This window comes from Deinococcus sp. NW-56 (assembly GCF_002953415.1).
Lineage (GTDB): Bacteria > Deinococcota > Deinococci > Deinococcales > Deinococcaceae > Deinococcus.
The window spans coordinates 2,701,503-2,719,331 of record NZ_CP026516.1; the positions used below are offsets into that span (position 1 = coordinate 2,701,503).

At 72.6% G+C, this 17,829-nt stretch carries 20 protein-coding genes; 12 read left to right on the top strand and 8 right to left on the bottom strand.

What is annotated here, in order from left to right; translation table 11 throughout:
* Positions 1-8: 8 nt before the first annotated feature.
* Genes C3K08_RS13665 through C3K08_RS13680 form a run of 4 tightly spaced genes read right to left on the bottom strand, consistent with a single transcriptional unit; the run spans position 9 to position 2,876 of the window.
* Positions 9-1,274, bottom strand: coding sequence for a DUF1800 family protein (locus C3K08_RS13665; RefSeq protein WP_104991785.1), 1,266 nt, complete (start codon positions 1,272-1,274; stop codon positions 9-11).
* A 2-nt stretch (positions 1,275-1,276) separates the two neighbouring features.
* Positions 1,277-2,047, bottom strand: coding sequence for a transcriptional regulator (locus C3K08_RS13670; protein ID WP_234009095.1), 771 nt, complete (start codon positions 2,045-2,047; stop codon positions 1,277-1,279).
* Positions 2,044-2,298 (bottom strand): hypothetical protein, encoded by a 255-nt coding sequence (locus C3K08_RS13675; protein ID WP_104991787.1) that lies wholly within the window; start codon positions 2,296-2,298, stop codon positions 2,044-2,046. Before C3K08_RS13675 ends, C3K08_RS13670 begins: the two co-directional genes overlap by 4 nt.
* A 23-nt stretch (positions 2,299-2,321) precedes the next feature.
* Positions 2,322-2,876, bottom strand: a complete 555-nt coding sequence (locus tag C3K08_RS13680) for an RNA polymerase sigma factor (RefSeq protein WP_369848335.1) — start codon at positions 2,874-2,876, stop codon at positions 2,322-2,324.
* Positions 2,877-2,976: 100 nt separating this feature from the next.
* Between C3K08_RS13680 and C3K08_RS13685 the strand changes: the two genes are divergently transcribed.
* The 6 genes from C3K08_RS13685 to xth are packed head-to-tail and all read left to right on the top strand — an operon-like array spanning position 2,977 to position 7,962.
* Positions 2,977-3,645, top strand: coding sequence for a metal-dependent transcriptional regulator (locus C3K08_RS13685; RefSeq protein WP_104991788.1), 669 nt, complete (start codon positions 2,977-2,979; stop codon positions 3,643-3,645).
* Positions 3,642-4,544 carry a metal ABC transporter solute-binding protein, Zn/Mn family gene (locus tag C3K08_RS13690; protein WP_104991789.1) on the top strand — a complete coding sequence of 301 codons (903 nt, stop codon included), beginning with the start codon at positions 3,642-3,644 and terminating at the stop codon, positions 4,542-4,544. Before C3K08_RS13685 ends, C3K08_RS13690 begins: the two co-directional genes overlap by 4 nt.
* Entirely contained in the window at positions 4,541-5,335 is a 795-nt protein-coding gene (locus tag C3K08_RS13695) for a metal ABC transporter ATP-binding protein (protein WP_104991790.1), read from the top strand. Before C3K08_RS13690 ends, C3K08_RS13695 begins: the two co-directional genes overlap by 4 nt.
* The gene (locus tag C3K08_RS13700; RefSeq protein ID WP_104991791.1) at positions 5,332-6,264 is read left to right on the top strand and encodes a metal ABC transporter permease; all 933 of its coding nucleotides are present in this window, start codon (positions 5,332-5,334) and stop codon (positions 6,262-6,264) included. Before C3K08_RS13695 ends, C3K08_RS13700 begins: the two co-directional genes overlap by 4 nt.
* The gene (locus C3K08_RS13705) at positions 6,261-7,130 is read left to right on the top strand and encodes a metal ABC transporter permease (protein ID WP_104991792.1); all 870 of its coding nucleotides are present in this window, start codon (positions 6,261-6,263) and stop codon (positions 7,128-7,130) included. Before C3K08_RS13700 ends, C3K08_RS13705 begins: the two co-directional genes overlap by 4 nt.
* A 55-nt stretch (positions 7,131-7,185) precedes the next feature.
* Positions 7,186-7,962: an exodeoxyribonuclease III gene (gene xth / locus C3K08_RS13710; RefSeq protein WP_104991793.1), complete on the top strand. Its 777-nt coding sequence runs from the start codon at positions 7,186-7,188 to the stop codon at positions 7,960-7,962.
* Between the two features lie 10 nt (positions 7,963-7,972).
* Here the strand turns inward: xth and C3K08_RS13715 are convergent, their stop codons facing one another.
* Both C3K08_RS13715 and C3K08_RS13720 read right to left on the bottom strand, forming a co-directional pair.
* Complete coding sequence (locus C3K08_RS13715) at positions 7,973-9,307, bottom strand: MATE family efflux transporter (protein ID WP_234009096.1); 1,335 nt, start codon at positions 9,305-9,307, stop codon at positions 7,973-7,975.
* A gap of 29 nt (positions 9,308-9,336) precedes the next feature.
* Positions 9,337-10,587 (bottom strand): phosphotransferase family protein, encoded by a 1,251-nt coding sequence (locus C3K08_RS13720; protein ID WP_104991795.1) that lies wholly within the window; start codon positions 10,585-10,587, stop codon positions 9,337-9,339.
* A 61-nt stretch (positions 10,588-10,648) separates the two neighbouring features.
* Between C3K08_RS13720 and C3K08_RS13725 the strand changes: the two genes are divergently transcribed.
* Together C3K08_RS13725 and C3K08_RS13730 are read left to right on the top strand one after the other, a co-directional pair.
* Positions 10,649-10,888, top strand: coding sequence for a hypothetical protein (locus C3K08_RS13725; protein ID WP_104991796.1), 240 nt, complete (start codon positions 10,649-10,651; stop codon positions 10,886-10,888).
* Positions 10,881-11,507, top strand: a complete 627-nt coding sequence (locus C3K08_RS13730; RefSeq protein ID WP_104991797.1) for a phosphoribosylanthranilate isomerase — start codon at positions 10,881-10,883, stop codon at positions 11,505-11,507. The genes C3K08_RS13725 and C3K08_RS13730 overlap by 8 nt, the downstream gene beginning before the upstream one ends.
* 286 nt (positions 11,508-11,793) lie before the next feature.
* Here C3K08_RS13730 and C3K08_RS13735 read toward each other — a convergent pair whose 3' ends face one another.
* Positions 11,794-12,648 (bottom strand): metalloenzyme domain protein, encoded by an 855-nt coding sequence (locus C3K08_RS13735; protein WP_104991798.1) that lies wholly within the window; start codon positions 12,646-12,648, stop codon positions 11,794-11,796.
* A gap of 61 nt (positions 12,649-12,709) precedes the next feature.
* Here C3K08_RS13735 and C3K08_RS13740 point away from each other — a divergent pair, with 61 nt between their 5' ends.
* On the top strand, positions 12,710-13,633 hold the full coding sequence (locus C3K08_RS13740; RefSeq protein WP_104991799.1) for a carbon-nitrogen hydrolase family protein: 924 nt from the start codon (positions 12,710-12,712) through the stop codon (positions 13,631-13,633).
* A gap of 94 nt (positions 13,634-13,727) precedes the next feature.
* Entirely contained in the window at positions 13,728-14,450 is a 723-nt protein-coding gene (bshB1, locus tag C3K08_RS13745; RefSeq protein WP_104991800.1) for a bacillithiol biosynthesis deacetylase BshB1, read from the top strand.
* A 10-nt stretch (positions 14,451-14,460) separates the two neighbouring features.
* Here the strand turns inward: bshB1 and C3K08_RS13750 are convergent, their stop codons facing one another.
* On the bottom strand, positions 14,461-15,633 hold the full coding sequence (locus tag C3K08_RS13750) for an MFS transporter (protein ID WP_104991801.1): 1,173 nt from the start codon (positions 15,631-15,633) through the stop codon (positions 14,461-14,463).
* A 79-nt stretch (positions 15,634-15,712) separates the two neighbouring features.
* On the opposite strand from C3K08_RS13750, the gene C3K08_RS13755 reads away from it, so the two are divergent.
* Together C3K08_RS13755 and C3K08_RS13760 are read left to right on the top strand one after the other, a co-directional pair.
* Positions 15,713-16,687 (top strand): S9 family peptidase, encoded by a 975-nt coding sequence (locus C3K08_RS13755; protein ID WP_104991802.1) that lies wholly within the window; start codon positions 15,713-15,715, stop codon positions 16,685-16,687.
* A 34-nt stretch (positions 16,688-16,721) separates the two neighbouring features.
* The gene (locus tag C3K08_RS13760; RefSeq protein ID WP_104991803.1) at positions 16,722-17,789 is read left to right on the top strand and encodes a S9 family peptidase; all 1,068 of its coding nucleotides are present in this window, start codon (positions 16,722-16,724) and stop codon (positions 17,787-17,789) included.
* Positions 17,790-17,829 lie beyond the last annotated feature (40 nt).

Genomic DNA, 17,829 nt, shown 5'->3' on the forward strand with positions numbered 1-17,829 from the left:
GGGGCGGCTCAGGCCAGCCCGAATTCGGGGCTGATCAGGGTCAGGTAGAGGCGCTGCTTGGGGTTCAGTCCCCCGGTGACAGCGGCCAGCGGCGAGCGTTCGGTGCCCAGCAGGGCGAGGTCGGAGGGCTGAGCATCGAGCTTCGGCGCCGTCCCTCCGGTGGTGAGCGAGGCCGCGACCTGCATCCGCAGCAGCAGCGTCGTGTCGTTGATCCACTCGCGGCCCCCGTCCCAGCCCTTCACGGTGTCGGGTTCGAGGAGGAGCTGGCCCATCCGCCCGGCGGTCTGCGAGAGCGCCAGAATCTGCTTGGCCTCCAGTTTCGGCTGCCCCAGGGTCCGCACCGCCCCCACCAGGAAGGCCACCGGACCGCGAATGATGGCGGCGCGGCGCGAGTAGAAATGCTCGCTGGCGAGGAGTTCCTCCAGCACGGCGCGAATGTTCCCGTTCGTGCGGCGGAAGGTCTCGGCACTCGCCGCCACCGCCGCCGAGTCCGGCCCGTCGGCGACGAGGGCGCGGTGCAACTTGCGGGCGACGAAGGTGGCGGTCGCGGGGTGGCCCGCCGCGATGCGGATCACGTCCTCGCCGCTCAGGTTGCCGCTCTGTCCCAGGTAGGTCTTGCGTCCGGTGTCGTGCTGACCGGGCCGGAAGACGAACCGGGCGTCTTGCAGGAAGTTCTGGTTGCCGCGCCCGCCATCGAAGGTCCAGCCCGTCAGGGCACGCGCCCCTTCACGCACGTCGGTCTCGGTGTAGGGGCCGATGCCGGTCGTGAACAGTTCCAGCAACTCGCGGCTGAAATTTTCGTTGGGCCGCCCCTTGCGGTTCTGGTCGTTGTCCAGATAGCGCAGCATGGCGGGCGACTGCGCGACCTCCAGCGTGAAGCGGGCGAAGTCGGTCGTGGCCGCGTGACGGCGCAGCAGGCCGAGGTAGCCCGCGAGCATGGGCACGTTCCGCACCTTGTCGGTGCCGATCACGAAATGGTTGCTCCAGGTCAGGGCCAGCAGTTCGCGCAGGGGGTGGGGGCCGTACAGCAGTTCAAAGAGCCACGCCGCCCGCGTGAGCTGAATCCCCGCGCCGGGTGTGGCGGCACTGGAGGGGTCGAAGGGGTTGCCGGGGGCGCGGTCGTCGCCAAACGAGAGGAGGTCGCGGGCCACCTCGCGGGCGGGACGATTCGCCAGCGCACGAATCTGGGCATCTGTCGCGCCGAAAGCCGTGCGGCGCAGCAGGTGGGCGGCGTCCTCGGCGGTGAGCTTGCGGGAGAGGGGGGGCAGGGGCATGATTACCTCTTGGAGTCGGGGGCGGGCAGGAAAGTTCCCAGGGGCGTCTCGTCCACTTCACGGATGGCGGAGAGCGCGTTTCTCAGCGGCCCGCCCGGCAGGTTCCCCACCAGCCACACGAAGCGCCCGCCCACCCGCCGCGAGGCCACCCCCGGCGCGGCCCGGACGTTGCGGGGCGCGACGACCAGCGCGAGGACGTTGATCCCGTCGCTCAGCGAGACGGTCACGCCGCCCCCCGCACGCGGCTCGGCCGAGACGGGCACAAAGCCAGGGGGAAAGCGCAGGCCGGGCAGCGCGGCCAGGACCGCTGCCCGCAGGCCCTCGGGGATGGGCGGCACCTCCGTTTGCACCCGCACGGGCTGGGGCAGCACCCGCGTCAGGGCGGCGCGGCGGGCCAGGGTGCCGTCGGGCATCCGTTCCTCGTAGGCGAGGGGCACGTTCCAGGCGCGGTCAATCCACAGGGTCCAGCGGGCGGCCTGCCCCACCTTGGGAGTGAGGTCATAGCGGGTGACCTCGCGGCCCGCGATGGAAGCGGGCGCGTCCTGGCGGGTCACGTTGAAGTGGCGGGCCAGCAGCGCGGGGCGAGAGGGAACCACCGGAAGCCGAGCTGCCATTCGGGTGGGCACCGCGCGGGGGGGAAAGTACACGCTGACCTCCGCCTCGCCCCGTGCGGCCAGCGTGCGCGACTGGCGCAGGGCCGCCGCGAGGTCGTCTGCGGCGGCGGCCTGGGCCGGGACGCTCAGGGCCAGCGCGAGGGCGAGTGCCCGGTTCACCAGCCCTCCCCCAGCGTGCCCTGATACACGTCGTAGGCGGCACTGGCGGGCAGGGCGGGCGTGGGCCGCAGCACCAGCACTCCGGCGAGGACAGCGGCCACGGCCAGCAGCGGGGGCCAGAGGGGGGTGCGGCGGGCGGGTGGGAGCAGCGCCGCCCGGTGCCGGGCCAGGAAGCGGTCAGCGGCCCCCGCGTCGGCAGATGTCTCGGCACGGGCCTGGGCGAGGAGGAAGTCGAGGTCGGCGTCGGTCATGGTGGGGGCTCCAGTTCTCGGGGTCATGGGGTCACGCCTACGGCGCTCAGCAGCTCGCGCAGGGCCGCGCGGCCCCGGCTCAAGCGGCTTTTCACGGTGCCCACCTCCACCCCCAGCACCCCGGCGATCTCGGCGTAGTCCAGCCCGCCGAGTTCGCGCAGGGTCACGGCGTCGCGCTGTTCGGGGGGCAACCGGGACAACGCCCACGCGAGGCGGGCACGCAGGTCGGCCTGCTCGCCCGCGCGGGCGGGGTTGTGGGGGGCGGTGGGTTCGGGGGCCTCGTCCAGGGGCAGGGCGGAACGGGCGGCCAGCGCCTTGTGGCAGGCGTTCAGGGCGATGCGGTGCAGCCAGGTCGTGAATTGCGCCTCCCGGCGAAAGCCCTGGGCGCTGCGGTACACACTTACCCACACCTCCTGAAGCACGTCGTCGGCGCTGCCCGGCCCCACCAGCCCCGAGGCGAGGCGGTGCAGCCGGGGCGAATGCCGCCGCACGAGCACCTCGAAGGCCGCTTCCCGGTGGGGACCGGGGTGCGCGGCAAGGGGCACAAGCTGCTCGTCGGGGAGGGAATTCAAGGCCACCTCACAGGGTAGGAGGCGGGAAGGGGCCAAAAAGTTCCCGCAGAGATGGGGGGAGGTTTTCCCCCTTGAATCTTAATTTTTGGCGTGCCTAAACTTGGGCATGACGGCCCGCCTCCTCTCCCCCTCCGCCGAGGACTACCTCAAACACCTGTACGTGCTGGGACAGGACGGCAAGGTCAACACGCAGGCGCTGGCGGACGCGCTGGGCGTGGTCCCGGCCAGTGCCACGGGGATGCTCCGCAAGCTGAGTGAGCAGGGCCTCGTCGCGCACGCGCCGTACCAGGGTGCCCGCCTGACCGCCGAGGGCGAGCGGGTGGCGCTGGAGGTCCTGCGGCACCACCGATTGCTGGAACTGTTCCTCCACCGGGCGCTGGGCGTGCCGCTCGACGAGGTGCACGAGGAGGCCGAGCGGCTGGAACATGCGCTGTCCGAACGGCTCGAAGCCCGCATCGCCGCGTGGCTGGGCGACCCCACCCACGACCCGCACGGGGACCCCATTCCGACGGTGCGGGGCGAGGTCCCCACCCGCGCCGAGCGCCGACTCTCGCAGCTCGCGCCGGGCGAGGCCGCGACCGTCGCCCGCGTGCCCGACGGCGATCCGGCGGGGCTGCGGGCGCTGGTGGCAGCGGGGCTGACGCCGGGAGCGGCGCTGACCCTCGCGCGGGTAGACGCGGCGCTGGGCACCCTGACGGTGACGCTGGCGGGCGGCCCCCTTACCCTCGCGCTGGGGGTGGCCGCGCAGGTGCAGGTCCACGGGGGGGCAAGGTGAAGCGTGGCCTCCTGCTCCTCGCCGCGCTGGGCCTGGGCGCCTGTGCCCCCTCCCCCACCACCCCGGACGACGGGCGGGTGCAGGTCGTGACCACCGTGAACATGCTGAGTGACCTCGCGGCGGTGATCGGGGGGGAGCGGGTGCGGGTCACCGGGCTGATGGGGCCGGGGGTGGACCCCCACCTCTACAAAGCGTCGGCAGGCGACGTGCGGCGGCTGGCGGGAGCGGACCTCGTGCTGTACGGGGGGCTGCACCTGGAAGGAAAGATGGTGGATGTGCTGCACGCGCTGAATACGCGCACGCCCAGCGTGGCCCTGTTCGAGACGCTGCCGCGTGACCGCCTGCTGGGACCCGCCGGAGCGCCCGACCCCCACATCTGGTTCGATCCGACCCTGTGGGCAGGGGTGGCGCGGGGGGCGGCCGAGGCCCTGACCCGCGTGGACCCCGACGGGCGCGAGGTCTACGCGGCCAACCTCACGCATTACCTGGGCAAACTGGAGGAGCTGGACCGCTGGACCGCCGCACAGTTCCGCACGGTTCCCGAACGGCAGCGCGTCCTCGTGACCGCGCACGACGCCTTCAACTACATGGCACGGCGGTACGGGGTGGAGGTACAGGGGGTACAAGGGATCAGTACGGTTGCGGAGGCGGGGGGGCAACGGGTGCGGGCGTTGGCCGCCTTTCGGGACGAGCGGGACATCCGGGCGGTGTTCGTGGAGTCCACCGTCTCGCCCCGCACGGTGGAGGCGGTGCGCGAGGCGGCACGGGCGCGGGGGCACCGGGTCGAGCTGGGCGGCTCGCTGTATGCGGACGCGGCAGGCGACCCCGGCACGCCGGAGGGCACCTACCTGGGGATGGTGCGGCACAACGTCACCACCATCGTGGAGGGCCTGCGATGACCGTCACCGTGCCGGGCAGCGCTCCCGCGAGCCTCTCCCAGGCCGCGCCCCCGCTGGCCCTGCACGGCCTGAGCGTGGCCTATTTCGAGGACCCCGCCGTCTGGGACGTGTCCTTCGAGGTCCCTGCCGCCTCGCTGACCGCCATCATCGGGCCGAACGGGGCAGGGAAAAGCACGCTGCTCAAGGCCGCGCTGGGACTGGTGCCCCGGCTGGCGGGCGAGGCCCTCTTCTTCGGTGAGCCGTTATCGAAGGTGCGGCGGCGGGTGGCCTACGTGCCGCAGCGGACCAGTGTGGACTGGGATTTCCCGGCGAGTGCGCTCGACGTAGTGACGATGGGCCTGTATGGACGCCTGGGCTGGCTGCGGCGGCCGGGGCGGCGCGAGCGGGCGCAGGCGCTGGCGTGCCTGGAGCGGGTGGGCATGGCCGACTTCGCGGGGCGGCAGATCAGCGAGCTGTCGGGCGGGCAGCAGCAGCGGGTCTTTCTGGCGCGGGCGCTCGCGCAGGAGGCCGACCTCACCTTCATGGACGAGCCCTTCGCGGGGGTAGACGCGGTGACCGAACGGGCCATCGTGGACGTGCTGCGCGACCTGCGGGAACAGGGGCGCTCGGTGGTCGTCGTCCACCACGACCTCGACACCGTGCGCGACTACTTCGACCGGGTGGCGCTGCTCAACGTCTCGCTGGTGGCGGCGGGGCCGACGGAGACGGCGTTCACGCCCGCCAACCTCCGCACCGCCTACGGCGAGCGGCACGGGGCACTCGCGGCGGCGCTGGCGGGGGGCACCCCTTGAGCCTTGGCCCCGCCGACTTTTTCACCGACTACACCCTGCGCTCCATCGTGCTGGGGTCGGCGCTGTTGGGGCTGGTGGCGGGGACCCTGGGGTGCTTCAGCGTGCTGCGGCGGCAGAGCCTGATCGGGGACACCGTGGCGCACGCGGCGCTGCCGGGCATCTGCGCGGCCTTCTTGCTCACGGGCACGCGGGACACGCTGGGCTTGCTGGTGGGAGGCGGGATCAGCGGCCTCCTCGCCTCGCTGCTGGCCCTCGCCATCCTGCGTTACAGCCGGTTGAAGGAGGACGTGGCGCTGGGGGTCACCTTCAGCACCTTTTTCGGGGTCGGGATCGCGCTGCTGACCGCCATCGGGCAGAGCGGGAACGCGGCGCAGGCGGGGCTGGAGGGCTTCCTCTTCGGGCAGGCGGCGGCGCTGACCGCCGGGGACGTGACCCGCTTCGCGGTGCTGGGGGCGCTGGCGCTGGGCACCGTCGCCGCGCTGCACAAGGAACTCCAGATCAGCCTGTTTGACCCCGATTACGCCGCCGTGCAGGGCTGGCCGGTGGCGGGGCTGACAGCACTCTCCACCGCCCTGACCGTGCTGGCGGTGATGCTGGGCCTCCAGACGGTCGGCGTGGTGTTGATGGCCGCGATGCTGATCGCGCCCGCCGTCGCCGCCCGGCAGTGGACGCGCAGTCTGAGCGGAATGCTGCGGCTGGCCGGAGGGTTCGGGGCGCTGAGTGGGGGGCTGGGGGCAGCGCTGAGCCTGGCCTTTTCCCCGGAGGGGGGGGCCGGGCTGCCCACCGGGGCCGTCACCGTGCTCACCGCCACGGCCCTGGCGGTGCTGTCGCTGCTGCTGGCCCCGGGGCGGGGGTTGCTTGCGGGGCTGGCCCGGCAAAGGCGGGCACGGGCACGGCTGCTGCGTGACCTCGCGGGAGGGCCGCGGTGACCCTTCCCTTTGACCTCGTGATCTTGGGGACCGCCGTGCTCGTCGCGTGGGCGTGCACGCTGCCCGGCCTCTTTCTGGTGCTGCGGCGGCAGGCGCTGCTGGGCGACGCGATCAGCCACGCCGCGCTGCCGGGGATCGTGGCCGGGTACTGGCTCAGCGGCGGGAGCCTCGCCACGCTGCCCGCGCTGGTGGGAGCCTCGCTCTCCGGGCTGCTGACGGTGGGCCTGAGTGCGCTGATCGCCCGCAGCGGCCGGGTGAAGGAAGACGCGGCGCTGGGACTGGTCTTCCCAGCCCTCTTCGCCGCCGGGGTGATCGCGGTCAGCCTGAACTACGGCAACGTCCACCTCGACCTCGACGCGGTGCTGTACGGCGAGATCGCCTACACGCCCTTCCGGACCGGCTGGCTGGGCCTGCCCGCCGCGTGGGTGCTGGTGGGCGGGATGCTGCTCGTGAACGCCCTGTTTGTGGGTGGACTGTTCAAAGAACTCAAGCTCTCCACCTTCGACCCCGGCCTGGCCCGCACGCTGGGCTTTTCGCCCCGGCTGCTGTCGGGGGCACTGCTCACGCTGGTCGCGCTGACGGTCGTGGCGGCCTTTGACGCGGTGGGGGCGGTGCTGGTCGTCGCCTTTCTGGTCGTGCCCTCCGCGACCGCGCTGCTGCTGACCCGGCGGCTGGGGACCGCGCTCGCCCTCGCGCTGGGCGCAGGCCTGAGTGCCAGCGTGCTGGGGTACGCCGTGGCCCTCGCGCTGGACGCGAGCATCACGGGGGCGGTCGCGGGGGTGCTGGGCCTCCAGTTCGTGCTGGCGCTGGCGGCGCAGGCGCTAAGGGCGCGGCGGGTGCGGGGACGGGCAGCGCTGGGGCGGTAGAGGCCGCGTGGCATCATCGCCCCATGCAGGCCCTGTTCTTTTCCGGCGGACTTCGGTGAAGCTCGCCACCTGGAACGTCAACTCACTGAACGTGCGGCTTCCGCAGGTGCTGGCCTGGCTAGAAACGCATCAGCCCGACGTGCTGGCGTTGCAGGAAACCAAGCTCGAAGACCACCGCTTCCCGGCGGCTGACTTCGCCACGCTGGGGTACTCGGCGTCCTTCTCGGGCCAGAAGACCTACAACGGCGTTGCCCTGCTCTCGCGCACGCCCCTGGAGAGCGTACAGATAGGCATTCCCGGCTTCGAGGACGAGCAGCGGCGGGTCCTCGCCGCGACGGTGGGCGGGGTGCGCGTCGCCTGCCTCTATGTTCCCAACGGGCAGGCGGTGGGGTCGGACAAATACGCCTACAAGCTGGAGTGGCTGACCGCCGCGCGGGACTGGCTGCGGGACGAACTCGCCGCGCACGGGCGGCTGGCGGTCGTGGGCGACTTCAACGTGGCCCCGGAAGACCGCGACGTGCACAGCCCCAAGCGCTGGGAGGGGCAGGTGCTGGTGAGTGAGCCGGAGCGGGCGGCCTTCCGTGTCTTGCTCGACCTCGGCCTGCACGACGCCTTCCGGCTTCACGAGCAACCCGAGCGGGTCTTCAGTTGGTGGCCCTATGGCCGCCTGGGGTTTCCCCGCAACTGGGGGCTGCGGATTGACCATGTGCTGGTGTCCCCCACCCTGGCCGCTGAGTGCCGGGCGTGCACGGTGGACATCGAACCCCGGCGGCACGAGCGGCCCTCCGATCACGCCCCGGTGGTCGCCACCTTCGCGGCCCCGGCGGACTGAGGCTCTCCCCTCACAGCCGCGCCCGCACCCAGCGCCCGGAGGCGAAGCGGACCGCGTAGGCGACGGCGGCAAAGGCGATAAAGACGAGTGCCGCCGCCCACGCCCCGGTCACCCCGTAGCGGGGGGTCAGCAGGGTCGCGCCCAGCACCATCACCAGCCACGCGCCCACCAGGGTCACGATCAGCCGGAAACGGGTGTCGCCCGCCCCGCCCAGCGCCCCGCCGAGCACGATGGCGACCCCGTCCAGAATCTGGTAGGCGGCCATGACCGCCAGCACGCCCGCCCCCAGCGCGAGGACCTCGGGGCTGCGGTTGAAGAGGCCGATCAGGGTCTCCGGCAGCGTCAGGAACAGCACCCCCAGCACCCCCATGAAGGCGGCGGCCAGCCCGGTCCCGCGCCAGCCGATGCGGGCGGCGATATCGGCCCGGCCCGCCCCCAGCGCCCGCGAGAGCAGGCTCCCGGTGGCCGACGAGAGGGCGAAGGCGGGCAGAAATCCCAGACTGGCGAGCTGGTTGGCGATCTGCGAGGCGGCGAGTTCGGTCGGTCCCAGGCGGGAGATCACCCCCTGAAACACGGTAAAGGCACTCACCTCCGCCAGTTCAGTCAGTCCGGCGGGGAGGCTCACCCGCCCCAGGCTGCCGAGTTCGGTGCGGGTGGGCCGCGCAGGCCAGAATCGCCCGAAGCGTGGCCCGTGCAGGCGCCCCAGCAGCCACAGCGCCAGCCCGTTCTGGAGGGTCACCGCGATCACCGAGGCCCACGCCGCCCCGGCCACTCCCCACCCCAGGCCGAAGACGAGCAGCACGGCGAGGGCGGCATTGACGACCATCACCAGCCACGCGAGGCGCATCGGCGTGCGGGTGTTGCCCAGCCCCACCATGACCGCGAGGGCCGCGCCCCCCAGCAGCAGGGCCGGGACCTCCCAGACGCGAATCCCCACGTAGGCTCGCGCCACTGCCGTAATGCTGGGGTCGGGTCGCAGCAGGGCAAACAGGGCGTCGAGCAGCCACGGCCCCACCAGCGCGAGCGGCACCCCCACCAGCCCGCAGCCCAGAAAGACGCTCGCCCAGCGGCGCACCCCCGCCTCATCCCCCGCACCGAGCGAGCGGGCCACGAAGGTGGCCGCCGTGTTCAGGCTGCCCCGGAACAGCAGGACCAGCGTCAGCAGGCACATATGCGCGAACCCCACCGCGCCTACCTCCACCACGCCGAGGCGGCCCATCAGCAGCGTGTCGGTCAGGCCCACCACCGTGTAGGCGAGGTTGGAGAGCATCAGTGGCCCGGCCAGCGTGAGCAGTTCGCGGGTGGTGCCCTGCGGGGCGGCGGTGGAGGGGGCGGCGGCCGACACGCGGGGGAGGGTAGCACCCTCCGGCCCGGCTACTCCGGCAGCAACTTCCGAAGATGCTCCAAATGCGCCCCACGCCATTCCTGGGGGTCCTCCACATGGAGCTGGATGTTGTCCACGTACCCCAGCGCCCGGAACAGCTCGCCCACGCGGAGGGCGTCGGCGTGCAGGGCGCGGAGGTCGTCCAGCGGGGCGAGGCCCGCCCACTCGGAGAGGTAGGCCTCGTGGGCGGCGGCGATCTCTTCGGGTGGGGCGGGGGAGTCGTGCGCGGACAGGTAGGCCGCGTTCGCGTCCAGAAAGGGGTGGGTGACGCAGGCGTCCGACCAGTCCAGCAGCGTGAACCCGCCCGCCCACTCCACCACATTCCCGCCGTGCAGGTCGCCGTGTCCCAGGGTGAGGGGCAGCGGGCTGGCCTCCAGCCGGGCCAGAGCCGCCTCCAGCTCGGGCCGCAGGTCGCGTAACTGATCTGCTTCGCCCGGAGTCAGGCCGCCCTCCTCCCCCACCAGCAGCACCGCGTCGGAGAACAGATCATCCAGCCGCGAGCGCACCAGGGCCGGACCACGGTCCTCCAGCCCGAGTTCGGGGAGAAGGGGCAGGGAGGCCCGCTGCACCCGCGCGAGGTGCCGCAGCAGCGCGGCGAGGTCGGGCGCGTCCACATCGGTCCCGGCGTCGGCCAGCAGGAGGAGGCCCCGGCCCCCGTCCGCCGCGAGGACGGGGGGCGCGGCCCCTGGCACCGCCGCCAGCGCGGGCGTCACCCGCACCTCCCGCCCGAAGAAGTCCGGCACCGCCTTGAGGTACACCGCCCCACCCGAGGTCGGGACCCGCCACAGCAGGCTGATCTGCCAGTGCTTGAGCACGGTCGGCTCGCCCGTCCGGGTCAGGCCCTGTGCCCGCAGTTCCTCGTCCAGCCAGGCCAGCGTCCCGGCGGGCCAGTTGGGGTGAAACCAGGGTGCCCGACGGGGGGTGTGGGGACTCAGCGCCGCGTGTGCCCAGGCCCGCTCGCGCTGGGGCCAGGCGTCGGGACGCTGCCAGGACAGGTCGGGGAGGTTGTCGGCGTGGACGTGCCAGACCGTCTCGGCCCGCACCACCCCATCCTGCTCTCCCAGCGAGCTGAAGGCCAGCCGCCGCAAGAGACGCACAGACAGACCTGCGATGTGGGCTGCCTCGGCGACATTGGCTCCGTAGTATGTCCGCGTGTCCACCGTCAGGGTGTGCCGGGCCACCCGCTCGCCGTCCGGGTGGGTCAGGAGGAGGTGCAGGGTGGTTTCACGGCGCGGGGGCACCCGGCCAGCGTGGCACGGTCCCGGCCGCGCGGCATCCGCCACTTGGCCCAGAATGACGGGCATGAGCGACCGCGAACTCAACTTCGCCAAGACGATTCTGGGGGACCGTTCCTACCGCGACGTGCCCGACGACGAGGTGCTGCGTGAGGCCGAGCGCCTGCTGTCGGCGTGGATGGCGGGCGAGCTGCGGCTGGAGCGTCCCAAGCTCTACGACCACTACGCGCTGCTGCTCGCCGCCCTGCTGCGCCGCACCCGCGAGCTGGAAGCGCGGGTGGCCGAGCTGGAGGCCCGCCGTGAGTGACGCCCTCTCCCCGGTTCGGGTCAAGGTCTGCGGCACCACCTCCGTCCACGACGCCGTGCTCGCCGCCGAGGCGGGGGCAGACGCGTTGGGATTTATCTTCGCGCCCGGCAGCAAGCGGCTGGTCTCGCCGCAGGTCGCGCGGGCGGCGGGCCTGAGCGTCGGCCCGGTGGTGGCCCGCGTGGGCGTGTTTCTGGGGCAGGGGCTGAGTGAGGTGCTGCGAACGGCGGAGGCCGCCCGCGTGAGCGCCGTGCAGCTCCACGGGCCTTTAGCGCCCCTTTACCTGAGGACGGTCGCCGCGTATTATCCCGTCCTGCGTGTGCTGCGCCCCGCCGACCTGGGGCACGAGGCCACCGCAGAGGAACTGGACCTCCCCGGCGTGACGCCCATGCTGGACGCACCGCACCCGGGAGGAGGCCAGCCGCTCGACTGGTCCGCGCTGCGGGACCGCTTCCCCGCTGGAGGTTGGCTTGCCGGGGGCCTGGGGCCGGAGAACGTGGCGGAGGCAGTCCGTGTCCTGAAGCCCGCGGGCGTGGACGCCGTGACCCGCCTGGAAGCGCGGGCCGGACTCAAGGACGCAGAGAGGGTGCAGGCGTTCATTCGGGCCGCACGCGACGCCTGAGTTCCAAGTTATCCACAGGCTGGTGTTTCACTGTGGATAACTTGCCGAACCCGTCTTCGGCGATCTGTTGGAGACAGAAACTCTGTCTCAGACGCGATTCCACGGCTTCCGAACCTGTTCGGCCGCGCCCAGACGCGAGAAGTTGTCCACAGGTCTTGTGGAAAAGACTGTGGATAACTTCCACAGCCGAATCTGCCCTGGTTCACTTTTTCTGTTGTGGCCGAGTCCGCCCCGGTGCCGAGGGTGTGGGTGGAGAGGCGCCCCCACATTGCGGCGTTTCACAATCTCAATCACTCCCCGCCTGGAACCCCAACCATCGGGCGATGATTCGCCCGCCCGTCACGATGTCCCTGGCGGGCGGCAGCGGGAGGCCAGCCCCCGCGAAGGGCACCCGCGCGAGCGTATGGCCCTTGACCGCCAGGTTCTCCAGGTTGCCGTGGTCGCTGCTCACGATCACGCGGGCGCCTCCTTCCAGCAGCCCGGCCAGCAGCGCGTCGACCCGGCGCAGGTAGGCGCGGCCCGCCGCGAGCGCGTCCGCCGGAACGGGCACCCGGCCCCGGTGCCCCAGCAGGTCGCTGAGCCACAGGTCGGCGGCGATCAGGTCATGCGTGCGGGCAGCGCGGGCCAGTCGCTCGCCCAACTGGGAAAGGTCAGCGAGCGGAGTTTGCTCGGGCCAGGGCGCCGCGTAGCCCAGCCCCAGGGTGGGAGACACCGGGGGTACCTCGGGGGGGCCAAGCGGCAGTCCGGCGGCCTGGAAGGCGTAGGGAAAACAGCCTGGCCGGGGCCGCCGCGCCTGCGCCGCGTGGTAGGCGGGTGGGTAATGGTTGGCGAGGGCCGCCCGGCCCCCCGCCCGCGTGAGGCGCACGGGCAGGCTCCACTCCGCGAGCAGGCGCCGCAGCGTCGGGCCGGGGTGTGGGCCGAAGTGTTCGCCCATCACGCGCACGGCGTCCCGTCCGGTCAGCCAGCAACTCTGGCCGGTGCCCGACTGCGGCAGGCCGGGCACGCCCAGCGTGGCGTCCAGCGCTTCTCCTCCTTCAACCAGGGGGCGCAGGGCAGGCAATTCGGTCTCCCACACCGACTCCGGCGGGGCGTCGGCCGGGTGGCCCACCCCGTCCAGCGCGAGCCACACCAGGCCAGTCATGCGGCGCAGGATAGCGGCCCGGCCTTCCCTCTGCGGCGAACGGCCCCGCTACACTCCCCCCATGACGGCGACAAACACGGACGTGGTGCGGGTAGCGGCGGCGGCCTATCCGGTGGACCGCCTGCCCGACTGGGCGGCCTACGAGGCCAAACTGTCGCGCTGGGTGGCCGAGGCCGCCGGGCAGGGGGCGCGGCTGCTGGTGTTTCCGGAGTACGCGGCGCTGGAACTCATCGCGCTGCTGCCACCGGAACTGCACCACGACATCCTGGGGATGCGGCCCGCGCTTCAGGCCCTGCTGCCGGACTTTCTCGCGCTGCACGCGCGGCTGGCGCGGGAGCATAGGGTCGCCCTTGTCGCGGGCAGCTATCCGGTCGCGCACGGGGGGGGGTACGTCAACCGGGCCTACGTGTTCGGACCGGACGGGACCCACAGCCATCAGGACAAGCTGCTGATGACGCGCTTTGAGGCCGAGGAGTGGGACATCGCGCCGGGCGAGGGCGTGCGCGTCTTCGACCTCGGTGGGCTGCGCTTTGGGATTGCCATCTGCTACGACAGCGAGTTTCCGGGGCTGGCGCGGCGGCTGGCCGAGGGCGGGGCCGAACTGCTGGTCGTCCCCTCCTTTACCAGTGGGCGGGCCGGGTACACCCGCGTCCGGGTGGGCAGCATGGCCCGCGCCCTGGAAAACCAGCTCTATGCCCTGCACGCGCCGCTGCTCGCGGACGCCGACTGGACCTACGCGGTCGAGACGGCGGTGGGACAGGCGGCCTTCTACGCTCCCGCCGATGTGGGCCTGCCCGACACCGGCCTCGTCGCCGAGGGCGAGTGGCAGACGCCCGGCTGGGTCGTGCAGGATCTCGACCTCTCCCTGACCCGGCAGGTGCGTGTGGACGGGCATGTGCTGAACTGGCGTGACCGTGAGGTAGCGACCCAGCGGCCGGGGGAAGCTGAGGTCGTGGCCCTGACCCCCGCGCAGACGCCTGCATAACTTGACCTCCCGCGCATCCCACGCTAGAGTTTTCGACATCACCGCCCCCAGTGGGCGGTTTTTCGTTGGCACGGGGCTGGCCTATGCTGCCCCCATGACCCTGCTGCCCTTCCGGACCGTGTACGGCACCGCGCAGCCGCTGGACTGGCTGTGCCTGGCCCCCCACCCCGACGACGCCGAGATCGGCGCGGGGGGGACCCTGATCCGGCTGGCGCGGGCGGGGCGGGCCGTGGGCATTCTCGAACTGACGCGGGGAGAGCGGGGCACTCAGGGCACCCCGGACGAACGCGAGGCCGAGTGCGTGGCGGCGGCGGAGCTCATGGGGCTGGCGTGGCGCGGACAGGTCGAGCTGCCCGACGGTGGGCTGGCCGATACGCCGGGCGGTGCCCACGCGCTGGCGGCGGCGCTGCGGGCGGTGCGGCCCCGCGTGCTGCTGGTGCCGCACCACCGGGACCGTCACCCGGACCACTTCGGGACCTATCACCTCGCGCGGCGGGCGCTGCACCTCGCGGCGCTGCGGCGGGCCGAGGTCCCCGGCGAGCCGCACCGGGTGGGCCGGGTGCTGCTGTACCAGGGCAATGCCGACATTCAGGCCAACCTGCTCGTGGACGTGGAGGCCGTGCAGCCCGAGTGGGAGGCGGCGGTCCGCGCCCACGCCAGCCAGTTCGGGGGCAGCTACGTTTCCGAGACGGTCACCCCCGAGATCGTGGAGCGCCGCCGCGCCCGGCTGATGTACTGGGGCACCCTCGCCCGCGTGCGCTACGCCGAGGCCTTCGAGGCCGAAGACCCACTGCTGATCGACCCGGAAGCGCTCTGAGGGGAGGCCCTCACAGCGTCCGGTCGGCGTGCGGCGGGACGTGGGCCACCGCCCGGCCCGGCCACAGGTAGTAGGCCTCCGCGAGCAGGAAGACGAGCGCCCCCAGCGCGAAGACCCCCCCCGGCCCGAAGCCCGCCCAGGCGAGGCCCCCCAGCACCGGGCCGACTGCGAAGCCCAGCGCTTCCACGGCCATCACGGTGCCCCAGGCGGCGGCGCGGTTGGTTTCCGGCAGCACCCGGCCCACCAACCCGTTCCACCCGGCGAGAAAGGCCCCGTAGCCCAGGCCCAGCAGCGGCGCGAGGACGAGGAGGCGGTCTTCGACCCCCGGCGGCGCCGCGAACGCGAAGGTCAGGGCCAACCCCAGCAGCCCCGGCGTGAGGGCGCGGCGCGGGTGCGCCCGGTCCGCCAGGCGCCCGGCGAGGGTGAGGCCCACCCCGAAGCCCGCCAGCGCGAGCAGCCCCGGCCCCAGCAGGTCGGTCAGGCCCAGTCCCAGCCGCTCCAGCAGCGGGTAGAGCAGCGGCACGAACAGCCCCGGCGCCAGCGTCTGCGCGAAGGCGGCGGGGAGCAGGGTGGCGACCCGCCGCCAACCACGCCACACGCCCCCGGCCACCGCGCCCGCCGCCGGGAGGCGCAGGCCCAGCAGACTCAGCGCGAGCAGCAGCGCCGCTCCCTGCGCCCCCGCGAGCAGCGCCCAGGCCGCCTCCGGCCGTGCCTGCATCAGCGGCCCGACCCCCAGCACGCCGCCCAGGATGGCGGGGGCCACTGCCACCCCCGACACCGCCAGCGCCCGCGCCGCGTAGCCGGGCCGGGCCAGCGCCTGCGACATGCTCATCAGCCCCGGCCACAGGGCCGCGTAGCCCAGCCCCCACAATCCGGCGGCCAGCACGACCCAGCCCGGCCCTGGCGCCAGCCGTGCCCCCAACACCACCCCCAGCCCCAGCGCGGCCCCCAGCGCCAGCACCCGCCCCAGCCCCAGGCGCTCGGAAAGCCAGCCCACCGGCCCCTTCGCCAGTCCGTCGGCGAGGTAGTGGGCTCCCACGATCAGGCCCACCGCCGCCGCGCCCCAGCCCAGCCCCGGCGCGGCCTGCGGCAGGACCGACACCAGCAGCCCGGTGCGGACCAGCTCGCTCAGCAGCAGCAGGGCCAGCAGCCGCAGCATCACCAGGGGGCGGGTCCAGAGCATCGCCCCGCCAGTGTAAGGGGTCCGTCCAAGCGTGGCCGCCCTTCCGGTGCCGCGCTTTCCTCCTCCGTAGGGTGGACCCATGACCCGCCCCCTCCTCGCCCTGCTGGGCGCCCTGACCCTCGCCGCCCCCGCCGGAGCGCAGTCGGCCGCTGCCCTCGCGGGCGTGGACGCCGCGCAGATGAGCATCCCCGCCGCCCGGCAGAAGAGTTACCCCGGCAGTGCGCTCACCGTGCGGCAGACCCTGGCCGCCGGGGTGAACTACCGCCGCTACGTGGTGAGCTACCTCTCGGAGGGGCTGCGGATCAACGCCCTCCTCACCGTCCCCAACGGCACCCCGCCCAAAGGCGGCTGGCCCGCCATCGTCTTCAACCACGGCTACATCCCGCCGAACGTATACCGCACCACCGAGCGTTACGTCGCCTACCAGGACGCCTTCGCCCGTGCCGGGTTCGTGACGCTCAAGAGCGACTACCGGGGGCACGGGAGCAGTCAGGGGGAGGCGCTGGGCGGCTACTTCGCGCCGGGGTACACGACGGACGTGATGAACGCGCTCGGCAGCCTCAAGCGCGATTCCCGCGTGAATGCGGCCCGTATCGGGATGTGGGGGCACTCCATGGGCGGCTTCCTGACCCTGCGGGCGATGGCGATTGACCCCAGCGTCAAGGCGGGCGTGATCTGGGCCGGGGTGGTGGGCGATTACGGCACCATCATCAACGACTGGAACAACGTCCCCCCCGCCTCCATTCCCCGCCGGGTGCTGGAGCTGCGCCAGAAGGCCATCGCCAAGTACGGCACGCCGGGGAGCAACCCCGCCTTCTGGAACAAACTCAGCGCCAACTCGTACCTGAAAGACCTCGGCGGCCCCCTGCAACTCCATATCGGCACCGCCGACCAGGACGTGCCCGTGCTCTTCCACGAGCGCCTCGTCAGGCAGATGAAGGCGGCGGGCAAGCCGGTCCAGAGCTACGTCTATCCCGGCGACAACCACGACCTGACGCGGAATCTGGGGACGGCCCTGGCGAGGTCGGTGGCCTTTTTCAAGGCGCGGCTGTGAGGGTCAGCAGACGTCTGGCCCCCGGTGACTCCCGGTGAGGCGGCTCCTCCAACTCCTTTTGCTGTTGCTGGCCCTGGGCGCGGGCTACGTCGCGCTGGTCGGGCCGGAGCGGTTGCCCTTCTCCCTCCCTTTTGAGGTCCCATGGACCGGGCAGAGGGCACCGACAGGCGAGGAGGACGCCCCCATCCCGAGCAACGCCGAGCCGGGCGGGGCGCTGGAAGGAGTCACGGACGCCGCGCTGGGGCGCCTCGTCGCCCGGCAGCCCATCAGCATTCAGGCGCTGCGGGAGCGCGAGTACCCCGGCAGCGCCCTGACGGTCGTGCAGACCCTTTCCCCCGGCGTGAACTACTCGCGGCAGGTCGTGAGCTACGAGTCGGACGGGCTGACCATCTACGCGCTGCTGACGGTTCCGAACGGCACTCCACCGGAGGGGGGATGGCCCGCCATCGTCTTCAACCACGGCTATATTCCGCCCGACGTGTACCGCACCACCGAGCGTTACGTCACCTATCAGGACGCTTTCGCGCGGGCGGGCTTCGTCACCCTGAAAAGTGACTACCGGGGCCACGGCAACTCGGAGGGCGAGGCGACCGGCGGCTACAACGATCCCGGCTATACGGTGGACGTGCTCAACGCGGCGGCCAGTCTCAAGCGCGACGGGCGGGTCAACCGGGGCCGGATCGGGCTGTGGGGGCACTCGATGGGCGGGCAGCTCTCGCTGCGGGCGATGCTGGTGGACCGCGAGTTGCGGGCGGCCTCGCTGTGGGCGGGCGTGGTCGCCGGGTACGACGTGCTGGCGACCGACTGGGGCCGAGGCCCCGGCGAGGAGCGGCCCACGCTGGACCCTCTGAACCGCCGCTACCTGCGGGCGCTCAGCCCCAACGCATATCTGCAGGACCTGAACGGGCGGCCCCTCCAGCTTCACCACGGCACCGCTGACGAGGACGTGCCCTACAGCTTTCAGCAGGCGCTGGCGGACGACCTGCGGGAAGCCGGGCAGAGCTTTACCGCCTACCGCTACGAGGGCGACGACCACAACCTAAGTCAGAACCTGGGGCTGGCGCTGCGGCGGAGTGTGGCTTTTTTTCAGGAGCACCTGTAGACGAGAAGACCCCACCTTCCTGCGCGGCGGGGTCCTCTCG

What these genes read in the sequence shown, in the direction of transcription:
- C3K08_RS13665 (WP_104991785.1), bottom strand. Translation starts at nt 1,274, where the DNA reads ATGCCCCTGCCCCCCCTCTCCCGCAAGCTCACCGCCGAGGACGCCGCC.
- C3K08_RS13675 (WP_104991787.1), bottom strand. Translation starts at nt 2,298, where the DNA reads ATGACCGACGCCGACCTCGACTTCCTCCTCGCCCAGGCCCGTGCCGAG.
- C3K08_RS13685 (WP_104991788.1), top strand. Translation starts at nt 2,977, where the DNA reads ATGACGGCCCGCCTCCTCTCCCCCTCCGCCGAGGACTACCTCAAACAC.
- C3K08_RS13695 (WP_104991790.1), top strand. Translation starts at nt 4,541, where the DNA reads ATGACCGTCACCGTGCCGGGCAGCGCTCCCGCGAGCCTCTCCCAGGCC.
- C3K08_RS13725 (WP_104991796.1), top strand. Translation starts at nt 10,649, where the DNA reads ATGAGCGACCGCGAACTCAACTTCGCCAAGACGATTCTGGGGGACCGT.
- C3K08_RS13735 (WP_104991798.1), bottom strand. Translation starts at nt 12,648, where the DNA reads ATGACTGGCCTGGTGTGGCTCGCGCTGGACGGGGTGGGCCACCCGGCC.
- C3K08_RS13740 (WP_104991799.1), top strand. Translation starts at nt 12,710, where the DNA reads ATGACGGCGACAAACACGGACGTGGTGCGGGTAGCGGCGGCGGCCTAT.
- bshB1 (WP_104991800.1), top strand. Translation starts at nt 13,728, where the DNA reads ATGACCCTGCTGCCCTTCCGGACCGTGTACGGCACCGCGCAGCCGCTG.
- C3K08_RS13750 (WP_104991801.1), bottom strand. Translation starts at nt 15,633, where the DNA reads ATGCTCTGGACCCGCCCCCTGGTGATGCTGCGGCTGCTGGCCCTGCTG.
- C3K08_RS13755 (WP_104991802.1), top strand. Translation starts at nt 15,713, where the DNA reads ATGACCCGCCCCCTCCTCGCCCTGCTGGGCGCCCTGACCCTCGCCGCC.